Origin of the sequence: Nocardioides sp. S5 (genome assembly GCF_017310035.1) — a bacterium.
Taxonomy (GTDB): domain Bacteria; phylum Actinomycetota; class Actinomycetes; order Propionibacteriales; family Nocardioidaceae; genus Nocardioides.
Genome location: NZ_CP022296.1, coordinates 502,096 through 522,653 on the forward strand (window position 1 = coordinate 502,096; position 20,558 = coordinate 522,653).

20 protein-coding genes are annotated in these 20,558 nt (G+C 71.9%); 14 read left to right on the top strand and 6 right to left on the bottom strand.

Going from position 1 to position 20,558, the window contains the following annotated elements; translation table 11 throughout:
* Positions 1–6 precede the first annotated feature (6 nt).
* The 4 genes from CFI00_RS02510 to CFI00_RS02525 all read left to right on the top strand — a co-directional run bounded on the left by CFI00_RS02510 (position 7) and on the right by CFI00_RS02525 (position 3,303).
* Positions 7–885: a hypothetical protein gene (locus CFI00_RS02510; protein ID WP_207083732.1), complete on the top strand. Its 879-nt coding sequence runs from the start codon at positions 7–9 to the stop codon at positions 883–885.
* Positions 882–1,241 (top strand): hypothetical protein, encoded by a 360-nt coding sequence (locus CFI00_RS02515; RefSeq protein ID WP_207083733.1) that lies wholly within the window; start codon positions 882–884, stop codon positions 1,239–1,241. Before CFI00_RS02510 ends, CFI00_RS02515 begins: the two co-directional genes overlap by 4 nt.
* Positions 1,241–2,224 carry a zinc-binding alcohol dehydrogenase family protein gene (locus CFI00_RS02520; RefSeq protein ID WP_207083734.1) on the top strand — a complete coding sequence of 328 codons (984 nt, stop codon included), beginning with the start codon at positions 1,241–1,243 and terminating at the stop codon, positions 2,222–2,224. Before CFI00_RS02515 ends, CFI00_RS02520 begins: the two co-directional genes overlap by 1 nt.
* Positions 2,225–2,289: 65 nt before the next feature.
* Positions 2,290–3,303, top strand: a complete 1,014-nt coding sequence (locus tag CFI00_RS02525) for an NADPH:quinone reductase (RefSeq protein ID WP_207083735.1) — start codon at positions 2,290–2,292, stop codon at positions 3,301–3,303.
* Here the strand turns inward: CFI00_RS02525 and CFI00_RS02530 are convergent, their stop codons facing one another.
* Entirely contained in the window at positions 3,304–4,509 is a 1,206-nt protein-coding gene (locus tag CFI00_RS02530) for an ROK family transcriptional regulator (protein WP_207083736.1), read from the bottom strand.
* A 92-nt stretch (positions 4,510–4,601) separates the two neighbouring features.
* On the opposite strand from CFI00_RS02530, the gene zwf reads away from it, so the two are divergent.
* The 4 genes from zwf to CFI00_RS02550 are packed head-to-tail and all read left to right on the top strand — an operon-like array spanning position 4,602 to position 9,595.
* Positions 4,602–6,080 (top strand): glucose-6-phosphate dehydrogenase, encoded by a 1,479-nt coding sequence (gene zwf / locus CFI00_RS02535; protein WP_207083737.1) that lies wholly within the window; start codon positions 4,602–4,604, stop codon positions 6,078–6,080.
* Positions 6,077–7,951, top strand: coding sequence for a phosphogluconate dehydratase (gene edd / locus CFI00_RS02540; protein ID WP_207083738.1), 1,875 nt, complete (start codon positions 6,077–6,079; stop codon positions 7,949–7,951). The genes zwf and edd overlap by 4 nt, the downstream gene beginning before the upstream one ends.
* Positions 7,935–8,579: a bifunctional 4-hydroxy-2-oxoglutarate aldolase/2-dehydro-3-deoxy-phosphogluconate aldolase gene (gene eda / locus CFI00_RS02545; protein WP_242532643.1), complete on the top strand. Its 645-nt coding sequence runs from the start codon at positions 7,935–7,937 to the stop codon at positions 8,577–8,579. Before edd ends, eda begins: the two co-directional genes overlap by 17 nt.
* An 11-nt stretch (positions 8,580–8,590) precedes the next feature.
* A complete protein-coding gene (locus CFI00_RS02550; RefSeq protein WP_242532644.1) occupies positions 8,591–9,595 on the top strand; it encodes an aldo/keto reductase in 1,005 nt (334 codons plus the stop codon).
* Positions 9,596–9,614: 19 nt separating this feature from the next.
* Here the strand turns inward: CFI00_RS02550 and CFI00_RS02555 are convergent, their stop codons facing one another.
* Positions 9,615–10,007 (bottom strand): hypothetical protein, encoded by a 393-nt coding sequence (locus tag CFI00_RS02555; protein WP_207083739.1) that lies wholly within the window; start codon positions 10,005–10,007, stop codon positions 9,615–9,617.
* 69 nt (positions 10,008–10,076) lie between these two features.
* Between CFI00_RS02555 and CFI00_RS02560 the strand changes: the two genes are divergently transcribed.
* Together CFI00_RS02560 and CFI00_RS02565 are read left to right on the top strand one after the other, a co-directional pair.
* Positions 10,077–11,090, top strand: a complete 1,014-nt coding sequence (locus CFI00_RS02560; RefSeq protein WP_207083740.1) for a phosphatase domain-containing protein — start codon at positions 10,077–10,079, stop codon at positions 11,088–11,090.
* Between the two features lie 11 nt (positions 11,091–11,101).
* Complete coding sequence (locus CFI00_RS02565) at positions 11,102–11,770, top strand: Type 1 glutamine amidotransferase-like domain-containing protein (RefSeq protein ID WP_207083741.1); 669 nt, start codon at positions 11,102–11,104, stop codon at positions 11,768–11,770.
* Here the strand turns inward: CFI00_RS02565 and CFI00_RS02570 are convergent.
* On the bottom strand, positions 11,749–13,170 hold the full coding sequence (locus CFI00_RS02570) for a hypothetical protein (protein WP_207083742.1): 1,422 nt from the start codon (positions 13,168–13,170) through the stop codon (positions 11,749–11,751). The two genes, CFI00_RS02565 and CFI00_RS02570, sit on opposite strands and share 22 nt — an antisense overlap.
* Positions 13,171–13,262: 92 nt before the next feature.
* Positions 13,263–14,456, bottom strand: coding sequence for an IS110 family transposase (locus tag CFI00_RS02575; RefSeq protein WP_207083743.1), 1,194 nt, complete (start codon positions 14,454–14,456; stop codon positions 13,263–13,265).
* 281 nt (positions 14,457–14,737) lie between these two features.
* On the opposite strand from CFI00_RS02575, the gene CFI00_RS02580 reads away from it, so the two are divergent.
* Complete coding sequence (locus CFI00_RS02580) at positions 14,738–15,166, top strand: hypothetical protein (RefSeq protein ID WP_207083744.1); 429 nt, start codon at positions 14,738–14,740, stop codon at positions 15,164–15,166.
* A gap of 307 nt (positions 15,167–15,473) precedes the next feature.
* Here CFI00_RS02580 and CFI00_RS02585 read toward each other — a convergent pair whose 3' ends face one another.
* Positions 15,474–16,373, bottom strand: coding sequence for an ATP-binding protein (locus CFI00_RS02585; RefSeq protein ID WP_207083745.1), 900 nt, complete (start codon positions 16,371–16,373; stop codon positions 15,474–15,476).
* 79 nt (positions 16,374–16,452) lie between these two features.
* Between CFI00_RS02585 and CFI00_RS02590 the strand changes: the two genes are divergently transcribed.
* The 3 genes from CFI00_RS02590 to CFI00_RS02600 all read left to right on the top strand — a co-directional run bounded on the left by CFI00_RS02590 (position 16,453) and on the right by CFI00_RS02600 (position 20,098).
* Positions 16,453–18,219 (top strand): SpoIIE family protein phosphatase, encoded by a 1,767-nt coding sequence (locus CFI00_RS02590; RefSeq protein WP_207083746.1) that lies wholly within the window; start codon positions 16,453–16,455, stop codon positions 18,217–18,219.
* Between the two features lie 49 nt (positions 18,220–18,268).
* On the top strand, positions 18,269–19,321 hold the full coding sequence (locus CFI00_RS02595) for an aldose epimerase family protein (RefSeq protein WP_207083747.1): 1,053 nt from the start codon (positions 18,269–18,271) through the stop codon (positions 19,319–19,321).
* Positions 19,322–19,417: 96 nt separating this feature from the next.
* Positions 19,418–20,098, top strand: a complete 681-nt coding sequence (locus CFI00_RS02600; protein WP_207083748.1) for a GAF and ANTAR domain-containing protein — start codon at positions 19,418–19,420, stop codon at positions 20,096–20,098.
* 19 nt (positions 20,099–20,117) lie between these two features.
* Here the strand turns inward: CFI00_RS02600 and CFI00_RS02605 are convergent, their stop codons facing one another.
* A complete protein-coding gene (locus tag CFI00_RS02605) occupies positions 20,118–20,558 on the bottom strand; it encodes an SRPBCC family protein (RefSeq protein ID WP_242532645.1) in 441 nt (146 codons plus the stop codon).

Consider the following 20,558-nt stretch of genomic DNA (forward strand, 5'->3'; position numbering starts at 1 on the left):
CCCGCCATGGCCGAGATCGTCGCCGTCATCGCCTCGACCCACCACCCCTTCTACTACCGCGCGAGCACGGCGGTCGGCGAGGACCGCCCGCCCTTCGCCGACGAGTGGGTCCGCAAGATCGAGGCCTTCCGCGAGACGCTGACCCGTGCCCGGCCCGATGTCCTGGTGATGGTGGGCAGCGACCACTTCCACCAGCTGTGGCTGGACAACATGCCGCAGTTCCTCGTCGGCAAGGCGCCCTTCTACGACGCCAACTGGTACAACGAGGAGCGCGAGTTCGGCCTGCCGAAGATGACGCTGGCGGGGCAGGAGGACCTCTCCGCGCACGTGCTGCGCGGCGGCCTGGACCTGGGCTTCGACCTCGCCTTCAGCAACGAGCTGCGCATCGACCACAGCATCACCTGCCCGATCATCACGCTGCGTCCTGAGGCCGACCTGCCGATCGTGCCGATCTACACCAACATCTTCGCCCCGCCCCTGCCCCGCCCCGAGCGGTTCGTCGCGCTGGGCAAGGCGATCCGCGAGCTGGTCGAGTCGTGGCCCTCGGACCAGCGCGTGGCGATCATCGGCACCGGCCACCTCTCCCTCGAGCTCGGCGGACCGCGCCAGTTCGGCGAGCACGGGCCCGACCCGGAGTTCGACCGGCGCGCGGTGGAGTGGATCGCCAACGGTGACATCGACGGCTGCTGCCGCGAGGTCACCCTCGACAGCCTCCACCTGCCGGGCAACGCGACCCACGGCTTCATGGACTTCATGCTGATGATGGGCGTGGCAGGCGAGGGCGCGAAGGCGCACCACGTCGACTCACTCGACCTCTTCCACACGATGGAGGCCTACTTCACCTGGTACCCGAACGGGGCGCCCCAGATCGGAGTCACACCGTGAGCAAGTACCTGCTGGACAAGTTCCTGTTCACCGTCGACCGCGACCCGGCGCTCGTCGAGCGCTACCGCGAGGATCCGCGCGGCACGGTCACGTGGTGGGAGGCGGAGGAGGCCAACCGGCTCCTCAACGCGATCTCCGACGAGCGCTCCACCTGGCTCGCCTTCGACGACGACGAGCGCGAGGCGCTGGCCTCCCACGACCACGTGCGGCTCTTCGAGCTCGGTGCCCACCCGTTCCTGACGCTCACCCTCTTCATCGCGATGTTCGAGCGCGACCACGGGCCGATGGAGTACCAGCTCGCCTACGGCGCGGCGATGCAGCACCTCTCGCTGCCCTATCCCGACATCGCCACCTGATGCGCGCCGCAGTCCTGCGCGCCCACGGAGCTGCACCGGCGTACGCCGACCGCGCCGAGCCGGTGGCGGGGGAGGGCGAGGTGCTGGTGCGGGTGACCGCGGCGCCGGTCGTGCCGCTCGACCTGCTGTGCGCCAGCGGCACCTCCTACTTCGGGGCCCGGGCGCTGCCCTACGTGCCGGGCGTGCAGGGCGTGGGCGAGGTGGTGTCGGGCGGCGACCTGTCGCCCGGGACGCGGGTCTTCGTCGCGACCTCGGCCGGGATGGCCGACGGTGACGGGGCGCTGGCCGAGCTGTGCGTCGTGCCGGCGTCGGCCGTCGTGGCCCTGCCGCGGGAGCAGGCAGACGTCGACGACGCCGCGCTCGCCGCGCTGGGCCTCTCCGGGGTCGCCGCGTGGCAGTCGCTGTCCTGGCGGGCCGGCCTGCGTCCCGGCGAGTCCGTCGTGGTGCTGGGTGCCGGTGGTGCGGTCGGGCAGGCGGCGGTCGGCGCCGCTCGTGCCCAGGGGGCCGGTCGGGTCGTCGCGGTGTGCAGGTCGGGTGGGTCGGTCGACCGGGCGCGGGCGCAGGGCCCCGATGCCGTGGTGGAGATCGGCGAGCCCGACCCGGCAGGCCTCGCGGACGCGCTCCGCGACGCGCTCCCGGACGGTGCTGACGTCGTCATCGACCCGGTCTTCGGGTGGGTGGCCGAGGCCGCCCTGTCGGCGATGGCTCCCGGCGGCCGGCTGGTCAACCTCGGCGGCTCGGCGTCCGACGCCGCCACCCTCTCCTCCGCCGGGCTACGTGGTCGCGGGCTGTCGCTGCTGGGCTACACCAACAACGCCCTGACCGCGGCCCAGCGGGCTGAGGCGCTGGGCTCCGTCGCGCGGCTCGCCGCCGACGGCCTCATCGGGGTCGCCCACGAGGCGCGGGCGCTCGCTGACGTCGAAGTGGTCTGGCGCGCGCAGCAGACCGGTGGGTCCGGCGTACGTCAGGTCCTCGTGCCCTGAGGCATAGTCCGGCGCCCGCCGGCGTTGTGTTCCTCGAACGACGATCCCCCGAGGAAGGACACCTGATGCGTGCAGTGGTCTACACCGAGAGCGGCGACTCCTCCGTGCTGGAGCTGGTCGAGCGCGAGGCGCCCGAGCCCGGACCCGGTGAGGTGCGGGTGCGGATCGTGCGCGCCGGCGTGAACCCGACCGACTGGAAGTTCCGCGCCGGGGGCATGGGCGAGCTCGCCTTCCCCGAGATCGTCCCCGGCCAGGACGGCGCCGGTGACGTCGACGCCGTCGGCCCCGGCGTCACCGACCTCGCGGTCGGCGACCGGGTCTGGACGATGCTCGCCCAGCACACCCGCCCCGGCGGCACGGCGCAGGAGCTCGTGGTCCTCCCGGTGGCCAACGTGGCGAAGCTGCCCGACGCGGCGTCGTACGACCTGGGCGCCTCCCTGGGCGTCCCCGCGGTCACCGCCCACCGGGCCCTCACGACCTCCGAGGACGGACCGGACCGGCTCGCCCCCGGCGCGCTGGACGGGACGACGGTGCTCGTCGCGGGCGGTGCCGGCGCGGTCGGCAACGCCGCGATCCAGCTGGCCCGCTGGGCCGGTGCGACGGTGATCAGCACGGTGAGCAGCGACGAGAAGGCCGCGCTCGCGCGGGCCGCCGGCGCGCACCACGTCGTCAACTACCGCGACGGCGACACCGCCGCGGCGATCCGCGACCTCGCGCCGGAGGGCGTCGACCTCGTCGTCGAGGTGGCTCCCGCGCAGAACCTCCGCCTCGACCTGGGCGTCATCAGGCCGCGCGCCACGATCGCGATCTATGCCAACAACGGCGGCGACGAGGTGACGCTCAGCGTGCGCGAGACCTTCTCCACCAACGCGCGCTTCCAGTGGGTGCTGCTCTACACCGTCGGGCAGGAGGCGCTCCGCGCGGCGGCGGAGGACGTCAACGCGGCGGTCGCCGACGGGGCGTACGGCGTCGGCGACGAGCACGGCCTGCCGCTGCACCACTACCCGCTCGAGCGGACCGCCGAGGCGCACGCCGCCGTCGAGGACGGCGCGGTGGGCAAGGTGCTGATCAGCCTTTGATCAGGCCCTGAGCGCCGCGTCGACCGCGGCGGGTGAGAGCACCGCGTCGAGGGCGAGCTGGGCACAGCCGACCAGCCCGGCGCCCTCGCCGTGGGCGGCGGGCACGACCTGGAGGTCGCGCCCGGCCAGCGCGGTGGTGCTGCCGAAGAGTCCCTCGCGCAGGCCGGCGGCGAACATGTCGAAGGCGCCCGCCATGTCGCCGCCGACGGCGACGACGCGCGGGTTGGTGACGATGACGAGGGCGGCGAGGGCGTCGCCGATGTGACGACCCGACTCGCGCACGACCGAGCGTGCCCCGCTGTCGCCCTGCACGGCCTGGGCGACGAGGTCGCGCACGTGGTGCACCTCGTGCCCGCCCGTCCGCAGCCGTTCCACGAGCGCCCATCCGCCGGCGACGGTCTCCAGGCAGCCGACCTCGCCGCAGCGGCACGGCAGCCCGGCGCCCGCGGCGACCTTGACGTGCCCGAGCTGGCCGGCCGCGCCGCGGTGCCCACGCCAGATCCGGCCGTCGGCGACCATGCCGACGCCGATGCCGGTCGAGGCCTTGAGGACGAGGGCGTCGTCGCGCTCGCGCAGGGTGGTCGGCTCCACCCGCAGCTGCGAGAGGGCCATGACGTTGCAGTCGGTGTCGATGACGACCGGGGCCGCGGTGACCTCCCGCAGCCATGGCGCGAGGTCGACGCCGTCCCAGCCGACGAGGGCGGGGGACTCGACGCTCATCAGGTGGGCAGGGTCGACGACGCCGGCCAGCGACATGCCCACGCCCTTGACGTCGGCGGCCGGGCGACCGAGGTCGGCGAGCATCTCCCGGAGGTGGTCGACCACCACCGGCATCACCGTCTCGGGACCGGCTCCGACCTCCTGCTCGTGGCTGACCTGGGCGAGCACAGTGCCGTGCAGGTCGCACACCGCCACCTGCGAGCGGCTGCGCCCGAGCGCGACGGCGAGCACGAGCCCCGCGTCGGCGTTGAAGACCAGGGTGCTGGCGGGTCGCCCGCCGGTGGCGGACTCCTGCGCCCCCTCGACCACGAGGCCGGCGCGCTCGAGCGAGTCGACGCGCGCGCTCACCGCCGTACGGGACAGGCCGGTGAGCCGGCCGAGAGCCCCGCGCGTCGAGGCGCGGCCGGAGCGGATCAGGGCGAGGACGTCGCCCGCGCCGACGGACTGCGCCGGGGAGGGGGTGGGTGCGGTCGGCGGGCTGGGCATGGTGCGGTGATTGTGGCATCCACGTCAAATAAGTCTCGAAAAGACGGAAGTTCTGTTGCGCAAGGACCTAATTGGTCCGTACGGTCCTCGCCATGGCCTTCCCCTCGCCCGTCGAGCCCTGCGACTTCACGGTCTTCGGCGGCACCGGCGACCTCGCGCTGCGCAAGCTGCTGCCCGCCCTCTACCTCCGCGACCGCGACGGCCAGCTCCCCGACGGCTTCCGTGTCATCGGCGTCTCGCGCCACGCCGCCGACGACGACGCCTACCGCGCGATGGTCCGTGACGCGCTCACCCAGCACGTCAGCCCCGAGGACCTCGACGACGCGGCGGTCGCGCGACTCCTCGGCCGGCTGCACCACGTCGAGCTGGACATCGAGGACGTCGGCGCCTGGCACCTGCTGCACGCGCGGCTCAAGGACGGCGCCGCCAGCGAGGACGTGATCCGCGTCTTCTACCTCGCCGTCGCGCCCGGCCTCTTCGGCACCATCTGCGAGCACCTCGACGAGGTGGGCCTGGCGACCGAGCGCTCGCGCGTCGTGCTGGAGAAGCCGATGGGCTCCGACCTCGCCACCGCGCGCCGGGTCAACGAGGCGGTCGGCCGGGTGTTCGAGGAGTCCAACATCTTCCGCATCGACCACTACCTCGGCAAGGAGAGCGTGCAGAACCTGCTGGTCACGCGCTTCGCCAACACCTTCCTCGAGCCTCTGTGGAACAGCCACTGGGTCGACCACGTGCAGATCACGGCCGCCGAGTCGCTGGGCGTGGGGGAGCGCGGGTCCTACTACGACCGCTCCGGCGCGCTGCGCGACATGGTGCAGAACCACCTCCTGCAGCTCCTCTGCCTCGTGGCGATGGAGCCGCCGACCTACGTCGACCGCGAGACCGTGCGCGACGAGAAGCTCAAGGTGCTCCAGGCGCTGCGCCCGTTGACCCCCGAGCTGGTCGACCGCGACGTCGTCGCGGGCCAGTACGCCGCCGGGCTCTGCGAGGGCTCGCCCGCGAAGGCGTACGTCGAGGAGGTGGGGCACGCCTCCGACACCGAGACCTTCGTGGCGCTGCGCACCGAGGTGCAGAACTGGCGCTGGGCCGGGGTGCCGTTCTACCTGCGCACCGGCAAGCGGCTGCCCGAGCGGGTCTCGGAGATCGTGGTCGTCTTCAAGGAGCCGCCGCACGCGATGTTCCCGCACAGCGAGGGCCCGACCGAGCCCAACCGGCTGCACATCCGGGTCCAGCCGGACGAGGGCATGCGCCTGCACATGACCGCCAAGGAGCCCGGTCCGGGTGGCATCCGGCTGCGGCCGGTGTCGCTGGACCTCAGCTACGCCGCGGCCTTCGGCGCCCGCTCGCCGGACGCCTACGAGCGGCTGCTGATGGACGTCGTTCGCGGCAACCCGACCCTCTTCATGCGCCGCGACGAGGTCGAGGCCGCCTGGTCGTGGGTCGCCCCGATCCTCGACCGTTGGTCGCAGCCCACCCACCGCCCCCGGCGCTACCCCGCCGGCACCAACGGCCCCGTCGCCGCCACGACGCTCCTCGAGCGCGACGGCCGATCCTGGCAGGAGACAGAATGAGCACCCAGACCGTCCACCCCGTGGTGGCCGAGGTCACCGACCGCATCGTCCGCCGCAGCGCCGGCACCCGTACGGCGTACCTCGCGCGCGTCGACGCCGCGATCGGCACCGGTCCGGCCCGCGGCAAGCTGGCCTGCGCCAACCTCGCCCACGGCTTCGCGGCCGCGGAGGAGCCGATGAAGTCCGGCCTCAGGTCCGGGCGCAAGCCCAACGTCGCGATCGTGTCGTCCTACAACGACATGCTGTCGGCGCACCAGCCCTTCCGCGACGTGCCCGAGGTGCTGAAGAAGTCGATCATCCGCGCTGGTGGCCTCGCCCAGTTCGCCGGCGGCGTGCCCGCGATGTGCGACGGCATCACCCAGGGCCGCGCCGGCATGGAGCTCTCGCTCTTCAGCCGCGACCTCATCGCGATGTCCACCGCGGTCGCGCTCTCGCACGACATGTTCGACGCCGCGATGATGCTCGGTGTCTGCGACAAGATCGTGCCGGGCCTGCTCATCGGGGCGCTCTCCTTCGGCCACCTGCCGACCGTGTTCGTGCCTGCCGGGCCGATGCCGTCGGGCCTGCCCAACGGCGAGAAGGCGCGCGTGCGCCAGCTCTACGCCGAGGGCAAGGTCGGTCGCGAGGAGCTGCTCGAGGCCGAGTCGGCGTCCTACCACTCCGCCGGCACGTGCACCTTCTACGGCACCGCCAACAGCAACCAGATGCTCATGGAGGTCATGGGCCTGCACCTGCCCGACGCGACCTTCGCCAACCCCGGGACCCCGCTGCGCGAGGCGCTGACCCGCGCTGCGGGGGAGCGCGCGGTGGCCATCACGGCGGCCGGCGGCGAGCCCACGCCCGTCGGGCACCTGGTCGACGAGAAGGCGATCGTCAACGCGTGCGTGGCGCTGCTCGCCACCGGCGGCTCGACCAACCACACGATGCACCTCGTCGCGATCGCCGCGGCGGCCGGCATCTCGCTCACGTGGGACGACCTGTCGGACCTGTCGGCCGCGGTGCCGCTGCTGACCCGGATCTACCCCAACGGCAGCGCCGACATCAACCACTTCGTCGCCGCCGGCGGTACGCCGTTCCTCGTGCACACGCTGCTGAAGCACGGCTACCTCCACGACGACGTACGCACCGTGTCCGGCCGCGGCCTGTGTCGCCACACGTGCGAGGCACGCCTCGACGGGTCCGGTGTGGCGTGGGAGGAGGGCCCCAAGCGCTCGCTCGACACCGACGTCCTCCGCGGTGCCGAGGACCCCTTCGCCCCCGACGGCGGGCTGCGGATGCTCTCGGGTCGCCTCGGTCGCGCCGTCGTCAAGACGTCCGCGGTGAAGCCCGAGCACCGCGTGGTCACCGCGCCGGCGATGGTGTTCGACGACCAGGCCGAGTTCCTCGCCGCCTTCGCCGAGGGCCGCCTCGACGGGCGCGACCTCGTCGCGGTCGTGCGCTACCAGGGCCCGGCCGCCAACGGCATGCCCGAGCTGCACAAGCTGATGCCCGCGCTCGGGGTGCTCCAGGACCGCGGCCAGCGCGTCGCCATCGTCACCGACGGCCGCATGTCGGGCGCCTCCGGCAAGGTCACCGCGGCCATCCACGTCACCCCGGAGACCGCCCTCGGCGGGCCGATCGCCCGGGTCCGCGACGGCGACCTGCTGACCGTCGACGCCGAGACGGGCGTCCTGGAGGTCGCCCTCTCCGACGCCGACCTCGACCGCCGCGAGACCACCGGCCGCGCACCCCACGACATCGAGTGGGCCGGCACCGGCCGCGAGCTGTTCTCCGGCTTCCGCGCCATCGTCGGCACCGCCGAGACCGGCGCCAGCGTGATCCGTCCCCTGCCCGCCCCCTCGGAGGAGGCCCCCCTTGCCCAGCACGTCTGAGTCCTCACTGCTGTCGCTCGTCCCCGTGGTGCCCGTCGTCGTGCTCGACGACCTCGACCACGCGGTGCCGGTCGCGCGCGCCCTCGTCGCCGGCGGCCTGCCGGTCATCGAGCTGACCCTGCGCACCCCGGTCGCGCTGGAGGCGATCGCCGCCATCGCCGCCGAGGTCCCCGAGATCCTCGTCGGCGCCGGCACCGTCACCTCCCCGGAGCTGGTGGGGCGCGCGGTCGAGGCAGGGGCGCAGTTCCTCGTCTCGCCCGGCACCACGCCGACGCTGCTGCAGGAGTTGGCGGGCTCGGGGGTGCCCTTCCTGCCCGGCACCGCCACCGTCTCCGAGGCGATGGCCGTGCTCGAGGCCGGCTTCACGGAGATGAAGTTCTTCCCCGCCGAGGCCTCCGGCGGGGCGGCGTACCTCAGGTCCCTCGCCTCGCCGCTGCCGGCGGCCCGCTTCTGCCCGACCGGCGGGATCACCGCGGCCACCGCGCCGTCGTACCTCGCTCTCCCCAACGTCGGTTGCGTCGGCGGCTCCTGGCTGACCCCGTCCGACGCGCTCGCCGTCGGCGACTGGGACCGGATCACCGCGCTCGCGGCCGAGGCGGCTCGGACCGGGTCATCCGGCAGTCTGTGAGACTCACTGACATGTCTTCGATGGAGCACCGCACCCTGGGCAGGACCGGCCGCGAGGTCTCGGTCGTCGGACTCGGCACCTGGCAGCTCGGCGCCGACTGGGGCGACGTGACCGAGGCCGACGCGATGGCCGTCCTCGAGGCGTCCGCCGAGGCAGGCGTGACGTTCTACGACACCGCCGACGTCTACGGCGACGGCCGCAGCGAGCAGCTCGTGGGCCGCTTCGTCGCGGCCCACCCCGACGCCGGCTTCACCGTCGCCACCAAGATGGGCCGGCGGATGGACCAGGTGCCGGCCAACTACGTCGAGTCCAACTTCCGCGCCTGGCTGGACCGCTCGCGCGCCAACCTCGGCGTCGACACGATCGACCTCGTGCAGCTGCACTGCCCGCCGAGCGAGGTCATCGACGACGACGCGACGTACGACGTGCTGGACACGCTCGTCGACGAGGGCGTCATCGCCTCCTACGGCGTCAGCGTCGAGACCTGCGCCCAGGCGCTCAGCGCGATCGCCCGGCCCCACGTCGCCAGCATCCAGATCATCCTCAACGCCTTCCGGATGAAGCCGCTCGACGAGGTGCTGCCCGCCGCCGAGACCGCCGGCGTCGGGATCATCGCCCGCGTGCCGCTGGCCTCGGGCCTGCTGTCGGGCAAGTACGACCTTGACACGACCTTCGCCGCGGACGACCACCGCACCTACAACCGCGACGGCAGCGCCTTCGACGTGGGCGAGACCTTCTCGGGAGTCGACTACGCGACGGGTGTCGAGGCGGCGCGGGAGTTCTCATCCCTCGTCTCGTCCGCCGGGCTCTCCGACGTCACGCCGGCGCAGGCGGCCATCGCGTGGATCTGGCAGCAGCCCGGCGTCTCCACGGTGATCCCGGGGGCGCGCAACGTCTCCCAGGCATCCGCCAACGCCGCGGCCGGTTCTGTGGGCGAGCTGCCCGCCTCGTTCCTCGAGGGTGTGGCCGGGCTCTACGACCGGAAGATCCGCGAGCAGGTGCACGGGCGCTGGTGAGGCGCGTGGGGGCGTGCGATCAGCCGCCCGCGCCTCCGTCGGCCACGACCGCTGGCACATCGCCGGAGCGACTCGGGACCACGAACATCCACCAACCCTGATCCGTGGCTTCGACGGTGTGCCTGGCGGCCCGGAACTCAACCGTGACGACCGCTCGCGGAGACGCGCGGCCCCACGCCAGTGCCATGGATCCCGTTGCGAACGCACCCGTGTCGTCGCAGTTCCCGCTGCTCACCTCCGCCCAGCGGCCGTCTGCCGCCTGCTCGTACTGGTCGAGGTCGACATCCGCGCCGTCGCCATTGGTGTCGACGAGCGCCGCAGCGACTCCGTCGCGGGCGGCTGTCGCCAGCACCACCGCGTAGCGGGGATCCCAGCCACCCAGGCGCATGGCCGCTGCGTGGTCGAAGTCCATGCAGGTGAGTCTCGCAGGAGGCGACCGTAGGACGAGGTCATCGTCCTCGAAAGTGCATACGGTGACCCCATGAACCTCCACCGCCTGGTCGTGGCCGCCGAGCGCGCGTGGGACGGCGTGCGCGGCCGGGAGCCCAAGACCCCCGAGCACTTCAGGATCGAGTGCTACATCGGCCACGGCGGTCCGGCCGGCACGATCGTGCGCGGGCGGGTCCTCGACAACCCGCTGGAGAGGGAGGTCGAGGAGGGCGAGGACGTCGGCGCGGCAGTGCGGCGTACGGTCGGGAACTTCCTCACCAACGAGCTGCCCGGGGTGCCGCTGCGGGTCACCGTGGGCGGGACGAGCCGCGAGACAGCGACCGACGGGGAGGGCTACTTCCTCGTCCGCATCCCCACGACGCCCGAGTCGCTGGAGAGCCCGTGGACCGAGGGACTCGTCGAGCTCAGCGGCGACTACCGCGGAGTGACCCGGCCCCGGACCGCGCAGATCGAGGTCCGCGTCCCGGCCGCGAACGCGCAGTTCGGGATCGTCTCGGACGTCGACGACACGATCCTGATGACCGGCGTCCAGCGCGTGCGGCAGATGGTCGTCCAGACCTTCACCGGGTCCGCGCTCACCCGGACGGCGTTCCCCGGCGTGGTCGAGCTCTACCGCGACCTCGCCGCGGGCGTGAACCCGGTCTTCTACATCTCCTCGAGCCCGTGGAACCTGCACTCCTTCCTCCTCGGGTTCCTCCGCCACCGCGACTTCCCGATCGGACCGGTGCTGCTGCGCGACCTGCTCGGCACCCGCGCCGGCCGCGAGCAGAAGCACCAGCGCATCCGGGAGGTCCTGGACCTGCACCCCGACCTGCAGTTCGTGCTGCTCGGCGACTCCGGTGAGAAGGATCCACAGATATACGCCGACATCGTGCGCGAGTACCCCGACCGGATCATCGCGGTCTACATCCGCGAGGTGCGGCTGGACCCGGGCGACGGTCGTGTGGAGAAGGTGTCCGGCTCCTGGGCGTCCCACGTGCCGTTCGTGCTGGCCGCCGACTCCGACGTCATGCGCGAGCACGCAAGGACTCTGGGACTCGTCTGAGAGGACACACCATGAAGCTGCTGCTCACCTCCGGTGGTGTGACGAACGCCAGCATCCGTGAGGCCCTGGTCGACATGCTCGGCAAGCCGATCGAGGAGTCCACCGCGCTGTGCATCCCGACCGCGATGTACGGCCACCCGTGGGTCGGGCCGGGCGAGCGGGCCTGGCAGTTCATCAGCGGCACGGCCGAGAACCCCATGGTGGACCTGGGCTGGAGGTCGGTCGGCGTGCTCGAGCTCACCGCGCTGCCCAGCCTCGACGAGGAGCGCTGGATGCCGTTGGTGCGCGAGGCCGACGTTCTTCTGGTGGCCGGCGGCGACGTCCTCTACCTGTGCCACTGGATGCGGGAGTCCGGCCTGACCGACCTGCTCCCGTCGCTGGACGACACGGTGTGGGTGGGGCTGAGTGCCGGCAGCATGGTGATGACGCCCGAGGTCGGGGACGACTTCGTCCAGTGGCGGCCACCGTCGGGCGACGACAGCACGCTGGGGCTCGTCGACTTCTCCATCTGCCCGCACCTCGTGCCGGACGGCGGGCCGGGCAACACGATGGCCGAGGCGCAGGAGTGGGCTTCGAACATCGGTGGACCGGCGTACGCCATCGACGACCAGACCGCCATCACGGTCCTCGACGGTGTCGTCGAGGTCGTGTCAGAGGGTCACTGGAAGCAGCTGAAGTAGAGCTCGACGCCGTCGTCGATCGCTTGGGTCATGGACTCGGCCTGGTCGTCGGTCAACCGCGTGGTGCCGGTGTGGTCGACGAGGAACGCCTGCCGGTGGGGCGTGCGCCAGAGATGTCGTCCCGGTCCGACGACCCGGGTGGTGAGGCCACCGTGGGTCTTGGTGCGGTGGTGGCGCCTGCGCAGGGGGCCGGAGTTGTGGGGGCCGGTCTGCCCCGGTGGCCCGGTGTCGTCGTAGGGGACGGCGTGGTCGTAGTCGACACCGTCGCGGGTGGCGCTGCGCGGGGTCCAGGGGAAGCAGTCGCCGCCGGTCTGCACCCAGACGTGGTCCTTGACCGTCTCGGGGTGCTCGTAGGCGTCGACACGGCGACGGTGCGCGAGGTCGAGGACGGGCGTGACGGTGACGTCCGCGTGGCCGAGGACCTCGCGGAGCTGGCGTACGTCGATGGGGCCGACGCCCTCGACGCGGGCTACGCCGACGCCGGTGCGCAGTGCCTCGTCGGTCACGTGCACGAACAGCCGGCCGCGGCTGCGCAGCTGCGCCAGGCGTCGCGCCGGCATCGTCGTGATCCGGGCGACGGTCTCGGCGAGGTGGTCCGACGCCCAGGCCGGGACCTCCCCGGTCGTGGTGTCGGTGTGCTCGAGCAGCAGCTTGAGGAGGTCGAGGGGGCGGGCGAGCCAGCCCATCGCGATCGAGCGGAGCTCGTCGTGGTTGTGGTCGTGGCCCATCGTCGCGGAGAGGATCTCGGCGACGCGCTCCACCATGGCGTCGATCCAGGCCGCGTCGCCAGCGCCGACCCGGGCGATGACGTGGCGGTAGCCGAACTCGTCGGCGCGCGAGAGCGAGACGTAGCGACGGTGGCGCTCGCGCTCGCGCTCGGCGCGGTGGGTCTCGGGGTCGGCCTCGATGACCTTCGCCCGCGCGATCTCGAGGACGGTCGACGGCGCGTGCCCGGCGATGGCCTTGGCGACCGCACGATCGACGGTGCGGACCTGGTCGTCGAGGAGGGCGCGGGAGAGGACGGCGACCTTGCGAGCCACCCACGGCTCGCACTCGCCGGCCTCCACGACCGCCCACGTCCGGGGCAGGCGGTGGACGAGGTCGAGGCCGTCGGCGATCAGCGCCCGCGTGGTGGCGGGGTGCGTCTCGCGGGCCATGGCCAGCTCGGGGATCGCGTGCTCGCGGACCTCCGGCGTGCCGTCGCCGCCGGGGGAGACCATCGGGTCGCGGTCGTCGCGTGGGTGGCCCTGGATCGTCGCCCACCGGATCGCGAGCCGCAGCTCCTCCACCTCGGCCAGGCGACGCGCTCGCAGCGCGTCGGCAGCCAGCACCAGCACCTGCGTGGCAGGCGCCTCGTCGGCCGCAGGAGGCGGCTGTGGAGCTGGGTGGGAGGAGGACATGCCTCATTCTATCGAACACATGTTCGATTTGCAAGGCTTGCACGGGATGGCCTGTTGGCGACGCCAGTTACCGGATCTGGCACCCCTCTGTGTCAAGACGCAGCAGGGAGTGGAGTTCTAGGGTGTTGCTTGGCGGGTCCGGGAAGTGACTTGTCCGAAGAGCCGGTGTGGGGATGTGAGCCGGCCGCGCTGGAGTCAGAGTCGTTTCCCCGTTGTCCTCCCGGGCCCGTCCTTGTGGTCGCCTCGGTGGTGCGGATGGCGTCGTTGAGCATGGTCTGGAAGACGATGTCGGACAATCGGCGCTTGACGCACCGCATGGCTCCCATGGGCGCTTTGCCGTCGGCCTTCTTGCGGTCGTAGTAGGCCCTGCCCTCGGTGGGGGTGCGGAGCTGCGCGCGGGCCATGGTGTGCAGGACTCGGTTGATCTGGCGGTTTCCTTTGCGGGACAGCCGGTGCCGGGTCTGGTCACCGGAGGACGCATCCAGGGGTGCGGTGCCGTTCCAGGACGCGAAGTGGGCCTTGTTCTGGAACCGGGTGATGTCGCCAACCTCGACCAGCAGTCGAGCGGCACCGGTGGGTCCGATGCCGTGCAGGTCCAACAGGCCGGTTCCGGTGTCCTTCAGCAGCTCGGTGAGCTCGTTGTTCGCTCCCTTCTTCCGGGCGTGGATCCGCTCGAGGTCCGCGACGAGCTCGGCAGCTACCCGGCGGCGGGTCTTGCCGACGACGTCTCGCGGTCGGACCTTGGCCAGCAGCGCCTTTGCCTGAGCCGCGGACAGGTTTCGCTTCGCCCCACCGGGGATCAACTCGAGCAGCAGCTGGTGCAGCTGGGAGGTCTTGCGGGTGTGCTCCTCGCCGAGCGAGCGGCGCCGGTCGACCAGGAGTCGCAGCACCTCCAGTTGTTCATCGGTGACGACCGGTCGCAGTCCGGTCATGCGGGTGCCGACCAGGGCGACGGAGTGCGCGTCGGTGGCGTCGGTCTTGCGTCCCTGTCCGCTGGCGAACACCCGTGCGCGGGCGGACAGCTTCGGTGGGACGTCGACGACCTCTTCGCCGTCGGCCAGGAGCCGGACAGCGATGTGTTTGCCGATCCCGGCACAGCCTTCGATGGCCCAGACCCGGTCCGGCCATTGGCCGGCGTAGCGGCGCATCTCGTCGTAGCCGTCACGGTCGGTGGCGAACCGGCCTTGGCCGACGACGGTCTCGTCGGCGGTCATCACCTCGATCGTCGCCGAGCGCTTGTGCGGGTCCATCCCGATGACGACCCGCGCTGTTGGTGGTGTGCTCACGTCTTCCTCCGATGCTCGAACCTGTTCGGTTGTCGAGCCGGGAGGGCAACGCTGCTTCGAGCTGGGCAAACCCCTCTTGAGCCTCTCCTGGCCCTGGCGACGCCCGGGTCACGCAGGCCAGATGAGAGCCACACGACCAGCGTGGGCAGCCGATGTGAGAGCGACGACCCGGGCGCCTGGACCGAGCCTCGCCAGGCACCGGTCCTAGGTCAATGGAACAAGCAGCCGATGTCCGGATGGTTCTCCCTCGTAGGGATCGCATGGGGTTCACAATGCGTCTCATGAGCATGACGGCCTCCATGCGGCGACCGCCCGGCGCCACGTTGCACGGGGCTGTCGCCTGCGGTGCCCTGCTCGTGGGTGGCACGGGATGCGGATCAATGACGTCCGACCCGGTACAGGAGCAGTGGGAGTCACGCGCATCTCTGCCAAGTTGTGGCTCCCTGCAACTCCAACAGGGCGAGGCAGTAGAGGTCGAGGGCGAAACGGAAGTCGCGTGCCTGCAACGCGCGCTCGATTCCGGACGGGGCGCAGAACTAACCATCCGCTATCCCACGACCGAAGGTGACCCAGTCACGAACTACTACCGCGTGACGGCGGACGGCTCGACTGAGGTGTATACCGACTCAACACAGGATGCCTTTAGCGACGGCAAGTGGGGCTTCGCTTCCTGCGACCAGCCCGAGATGGCGCTGGATGTCAACTGCTGAACATCCGGATCTGCGGCGTTGAGGGCGGCTACGCTCGCCCGGATCTGCGGCGATGAGGGCGGTCCGCCGCAGGAGCACGTCAGGCCGCGAGGTCAACCAGCGAGCTGGTGTGCTCGTTCTCGGGACAGATGGCGCAGCGTCGTGGCGATGCAGACGGCCGTGGGCGACCTCGACGTCGTGTCCGCGCTTGCCGGGCACGTTGAAGACGGGTTCCAGCAGGTCCCTCTGCTCATCGGTCGGATCACTTGGATACGGCATGCCGGCACGGTGACCACGCCACTCGTCCAGACAACAGGGACACACCCAGTCAGGACTCCAACGTGAACCATGCACTGAAGCCGTCGGGGTCGCGATCGGACCCCCACTGGCTCGCAAGGGCGTCCACCAGCTGTAGTCCGCGACCGTGGACCTGGAAGGGGTCACTCAGGTCCGGCTCGGGCAGGTCCGGAGGATTCCCGGGGTTGCGGACCTCCACCGTGAGCGTGCCGGCGCCCCACGTGACCTGGACGTGGCACCCGGAGTCGGCATGGACCACGGCGTTCGTGACCAGCTCGGACATGCACAGGGCGGCGGTCTCCGCGATGCCTCGGTCGACGTTCCAGCCGGAGAGCGTGGCGCTGAGCTCGTGACGCGCCGGACCGACTGCTGCGGGGTCGCTCGCGACCGCGAACAACGCGACGCGGGCGCCCGTTGGAGGCGTACGCATCCGCGCGTCCGGGTCGTCGGTGTGGGTGGCCCGCGTGCTGCGGAGGGTCTCGCCGAGGCGGGCGCCCAGGTCCGCCAGATCACGTACGGCTGCGTCCGCGAACTCGGGAGGTCGGCGGTAGAAGAGGACGAAGGCGCCGAGGGTGTGACCGTCTGCGACGAGCGGCACGGCCGCGAGCGCCAGCGTCTCCGTCCCGCGCTGGCGCTCGACGAAATCGGGATGGCTGTCCTCGAGCTGTTCGAGGCTGCCCACGACGGCAGTGCCGTTGCGTACGGCGGTGTTGAGGGGCACGTCGTCGTAGGCATCCACCTGGCACCAGGTCACGGGACGTTGTCCGGAGTGCTCGGCGGAGGTGAAGTTCAGCCGTCGCCCGCCGCCCTCCGGCAGGGCGATCCCGGCGCGACGCACGTCGGGGAGCGAGGTGAGTGCGTCCAGCGACTGTTCAGCCCACGCGTGGGTGGGTCCTGCAACCGCCGGTCCGGGTCCGGCTGCACCGTTCATCTGCCGAGCGTACGGTCCCTGGGGGTGAGGCCGGCGTGATTCGTGCCCCGCGGGACGTCGCAGTTGGCATGATGACGAGGTGATCGGCCCCGACGGCCCAACGGCCCTGTCCGAACGGTTGACCCGCCTTGCGCGCGTCACCGGCGAGCTCGTCGACGCCGACACCGTCGAAGGGGTCTGCAAGGCCGTCGTCACGCACGGCGCCGAGGCCGTCGGCGCGGACGTCGCGTCGATGACCCTCCTCGGCGACGACCGGCGGACCGTGCGGCTCATGGCCCTCAGCGGTGGCCTCGCAGGTGACGAGGAGACGTGGCGCACCTTCCCGCTCAGCGTGCGGACGCCGTCGGCCGAGGCCATCCGCACCGGCACTCGTCTGGTCGTCACCGGTCCGCAGGCGATCACCCGACGCTTCGCCGACATGCCCGACCGCGGGGCCGAGACCGTCGTGGCCCTGCCGCTGAGCGCGGCCGGCTCCGTGATCGGTGCCATCGGCCTGGTCTTCGCGCACGCGCGCCACCTCGAGGACGCCGAGATCGAGCTCCTCGACATCCTGGCCAGCGCCTGCGCGCAGAGCGTCGGCCGGATCATCGCGCAGGAGGACGCCGGCCGCCAGACTGCCAAGCTCGCGTTCCTGGCGGAGGCGGCCACGGAGCTGGCCAGCAGCCTGGACTACCAGGTCACCCTCACCAACGTCGCTCGCCTGGCCGTGCCCACGTTCGCCGACTGGTGCGCGATCGACGTCGTCGACGACGGCCGGCTGCGCCGGCTCGCCGTGGCCCACGTCGATCCCGCGAAGGTCGAGCTCGCGCACCGGCTCGCCGAGCAGTACCCCCCGGACCCGGAGGGGCCGCACGGCGCCTGGCAGGTCATGCGGACCGGGCGCAGCGAGCTCATCCCCGAGATCACCGACGAGATGCTCACGGCTGGAGCCGTCGACGAGGAGCATGCGGCGATCGCTCGCGCCCTCCACCTCCGCAGCGCCGTCACGGTGCCGCTCGTGGCACGCGACCGCGTGCTCGGCGTGATCACGTGGGTGACGGCCGAGTCGGAGCGTCACTTCACCCTCGACGACCTCGTGCTGGCCGAGCAGCTCGCGAAGCGGGCGGCGGTTTCCCTGGACAACGCCGAGCTCCACAGCCAGACGCTCGCTGCCGCGGTGGAGCTCCAGCGAGCCGTCCTGCCCGACGCGCTGGCAGCGTCACCGAGGTGGGAGCTGGGGCACCACTACAGCCCCGCGGGCCGCACCGAGGTCGGCGGCGACTTCTACGACGTCGTCGAGCTGGACGACGGCCGCCTGGTGATGTTCATCGGCGACGTCATGGGCCGCGGCGTGGGCGCCGCCGCGGCCATGGCACAGGTCCGCGCCGCGGTCCGGGCGTACGCCGCGCTGGATCCACGCCCGGCGCTGGTCATGGCGCGACTCGACGCGATGTTCGAGCACTACGGCTCCGAGCAGCTCGTCACCCTCCTGTACCTGGTCGCCGACCCGCACACCGACACCGTGACGATCGCGAACGCCGGTCACCCGCCGCCGGTCCTGCTGCGGTCGGACGGCTCTGCGCACCAGCTCGCGTCGGCGGACGGCCCGCCCCTCGGCGTCGGAGCCCCGACCCGGGCCGAGGAGCACGTCGGCTTCCGAGCCGGCGACGCGATCATCGCCTTCACCGACGGGCTCATCGAGCGCCGCAGTGAGGACATCACCGACGGTCAGGACCGGTTGACCACTGCCGGCGTCGCCCTGGCCGGCCTCCCCCTGGCCGACCTCGTCCCGACGCTGGTCGGGCAGGTGAGCGACCCGTCGCGTGACGACGACGTCGCCGTCCTCGCCGCGCGACGACTGGTCTGACCGGCATGCCGGATCCACGTGCGTGCGCGCACTCGACGAGGATGTGACCGTGACCCGCGACGTTGTGTTCGGCCAGCTGCCCGACGGGCGTGACGTGCGCCTGCTCAGGATCGGCTCCGCGCCGGGGCCGGAGGTGGAGGTGCTGGCGCTCGGGGCGACCGTCCACCGGCTCCACGTGAGAGGTGGGGACGGCGTACGCCGCAACGTGGTGCTCGGCCACCCCGACCTCGGGGAGCGGCTCGCCAGCAGCGACTACATCGGCGGCACCATCGGGCGCTACGCCAACCGCATCGCGTCCGGCCGGTTCCCGCTCGCCGGCCGCGAGGTCGAGGTCGGCACCCACGACCGCGGCCACAGCCTGCATGGCGGCCCCGACGGCTTCGACGCACGCCTCTGGGACGTCGTGGAGCACACCGGCGACTCCGTGACGATGACCCTGACCAGCCCCGACGGCGACCAGGGCTTCCCGGGCACGGTGGAGGTCACGGTGCGCTACTCCGTCGTCGGCGACACGGTCCGCGTCGAGATGGGCGCGACCACCGACGCCACCACGGTCGTCAACCTGACCAACCACGCCTACCTCAACCTCGACGGCGAGGGCGCCGGGACGATCGACGGGCACGAGCTGCTCGTCGACGCCGACGACTACACCCCGGTCGACGACACCGGCATCCCGCTGGGCGCGCACGAGGCCGTCGCCGGGACACCGTTCGACCTGCGCGAGCAGCGCGAGCTCGGACCCGCGATCCGCGCCGAGCACCCACAGGTGGTCGACGCGCACGGCATCGACCACAACTACGTCGTGCGCGGCAGCGGGCTGCGCCGCGCCGCCCGGCTGGTCTCGCCGCGCACCGCCACAGGCGTCGAGGTGTGGACCGACCAGCCGGGTGTCCAGGTCTACACCGGCAACTTCCTCGACGGCACGCGACGCGGCACCGGCGGCGGTCGCTACCGCCAGGGCGACGGCATCGCGCTCGAGCCGCAGCTCTTCCCCGACTCACCGAACCACCCGGAGTGGCCGTCGGCGACCCTCGAGCCGGGTGAGGCGTACGCCGCCGTGCTGGAGTGGCGCTTCGACGCCGTGGGGCTGGCTCCACAGTGACGATCTTGTGATCTGCGGTCACAATGTGCGCGGGAGAGCGCGACCGCAGACCGGTCGCCGAGCAGAGGAGTGATGTTGACCGGGGAGCAGACGAAGGTGACCGAGTTCGCCGACCTGGCGCAGGCCATGGGATCGGCCGGCGCCGACCAGGACCGGCTGGTGCTGGCGGTGGAGGCTGCGGTCGAGCTGATCGGGGCGTGCGCGCACGCCAGCGTGACGCTGAACAGGCGCGGTGAGTGCTTCACCCTCGCCGGGTCCAGCGAGGTCCCCTCGCTGGTCAACAAGCTGCAGAACGAGGTGGGCGAGGGACCCTGCCACGCCATGGACCGCGACGAGGAGACGATCATCAGCACCGACCTCGCGCGGGACCAGCGCTGGCCGGCGTGGGGCGTGCGGGTCCACGAGGAGCTCGGGCTCGGGTCGTCGATGTCGCTGCTGATCTTCACCGCGCGCGGCTCCTACGGCACGCTCAGCCTCTACGCCGAGCGCCCACGTGCGTTCTCGGCCGACGACCTCGCGACCGCGCAGGCGCTGGCCGGCCACCTCGCGGTGTCGATGGCCGCCAGCCGCGAGATCGACGGGCTCGGGGTGGCGCTGGCCAGCCGGACCGTGATCGGGCAGGCCGAGGGCATCGTGATGGAGCGCCTGGGCGTCGACTCCGACCAGGCGCTGGCCTACCTCAAGCGGGTCTCGTCCTACACCAACACCAAGCTGGTCGACGTCGCCCTCGCCCTGGTGCGCACCCGTCAGCTGCCCGACGCCGGCGCCCAGTCCTGACGGACCGGGGTGCAGGGCCTCAGGCCAGGCGGTTCAGCACCGTGGTCATGTCGTCCTCGGTGTCGCTGCCGATCTTCTCGAAGACGACCTTCATGATCGGGTCGGCCAGCTTGGCCGCACCCTGCATCTCGATGTTCGCCTCGTAGGTCACCCGGCTGCCGACGCCGTCGGGGTTCGGCACCACGGTGATGGTGTCGGTGGAGACGGCGCTGTCGTTGCGCCCGACGAGCACGATCGTGTCGGCGGTCAGCGTCTCGAGGGTGTAGTCGAGCTCGGTGCTCACGCCGGCGATCTTCGACGTGTTGTGCCAGGTCGACCCGACTGCGACGGGTCCGGCGTCGGTGCGCGTGCAGCTCTCCGTGCCGGGGTCCCACTCCTCGGCGTTGCTGAAGTCCTTGAGGTAGTCCACCACCACGGCGGGCTCGGGGCGGACGTCGAACGTACGGCTCACAGTGGTCAT

What these genes read in the sequence shown, in the direction of transcription:
- CFI00_RS02510 (WP_207083732.1), top strand. Translation starts at nt 7, where the DNA reads ATGGCCGAGATCGTCGCCGTCATCGCCTCGACCCACCACCCCTTCTAC.
- CFI00_RS02520 (WP_207083734.1), top strand. Translation starts at nt 1,241, where the DNA reads ATGCGCGCCGCAGTCCTGCGCGCCCACGGAGCTGCACCGGCGTACGCC.
- CFI00_RS02525 (WP_207083735.1), top strand. Translation starts at nt 2,290, where the DNA reads ATGCGTGCAGTGGTCTACACCGAGAGCGGCGACTCCTCCGTGCTGGAG.
- CFI00_RS02530 (WP_207083736.1), bottom strand. Translation starts at nt 4,509, where the DNA reads ATGCCCAGCCCGCCGACCGCACCCACCCCCTCCCCGGCGCAGTCCGTC.
- zwf (WP_207083737.1), top strand. Translation starts at nt 4,602, where the DNA reads ATGGCCTTCCCCTCGCCCGTCGAGCCCTGCGACTTCACGGTCTTCGGC.
- edd (WP_207083738.1), top strand. Translation starts at nt 6,077, where the DNA reads ATGAGCACCCAGACCGTCCACCCCGTGGTGGCCGAGGTCACCGACCGC.
- CFI00_RS02550 (WP_242532644.1), top strand. Translation starts at nt 8,591, where the DNA reads ATGTCTTCGATGGAGCACCGCACCCTGGGCAGGACCGGCCGCGAGGTC.
- CFI00_RS02555 (WP_207083739.1), bottom strand. Translation starts at nt 10,007, where the DNA reads ATGGACTTCGACCACGCAGCGGCCATGCGCCTGGGTGGCTGGGATCCC.
- CFI00_RS02560 (WP_207083740.1), top strand. Translation starts at nt 10,077, where the DNA reads ATGAACCTCCACCGCCTGGTCGTGGCCGCCGAGCGCGCGTGGGACGGC.
- CFI00_RS02565 (WP_207083741.1), top strand. Translation starts at nt 11,102, where the DNA reads ATGAAGCTGCTGCTCACCTCCGGTGGTGTGACGAACGCCAGCATCCGT.
- CFI00_RS02570 (WP_207083742.1), bottom strand. Translation starts at nt 13,170, where the DNA reads ATGTCCTCCTCCCACCCAGCTCCACAGCCGCCTCCTGCGGCCGACGAG.
- CFI00_RS02580 (WP_207083744.1), top strand. Translation starts at nt 14,738, where the DNA reads ATGAGCATGACGGCCTCCATGCGGCGACCGCCCGGCGCCACGTTGCAC.
- CFI00_RS02585 (WP_207083745.1), bottom strand. Translation starts at nt 16,373, where the DNA reads ATGAACGGTGCAGCCGGACCCGGACCGGCGGTTGCAGGACCCACCCAC.
- CFI00_RS02605 (WP_242532645.1), bottom strand. Translation starts at nt 20,558, where the DNA reads ATGACCACTGTGAGCCGTACGTTCGACGTCCGCCCCGAGCCCGCCGTG.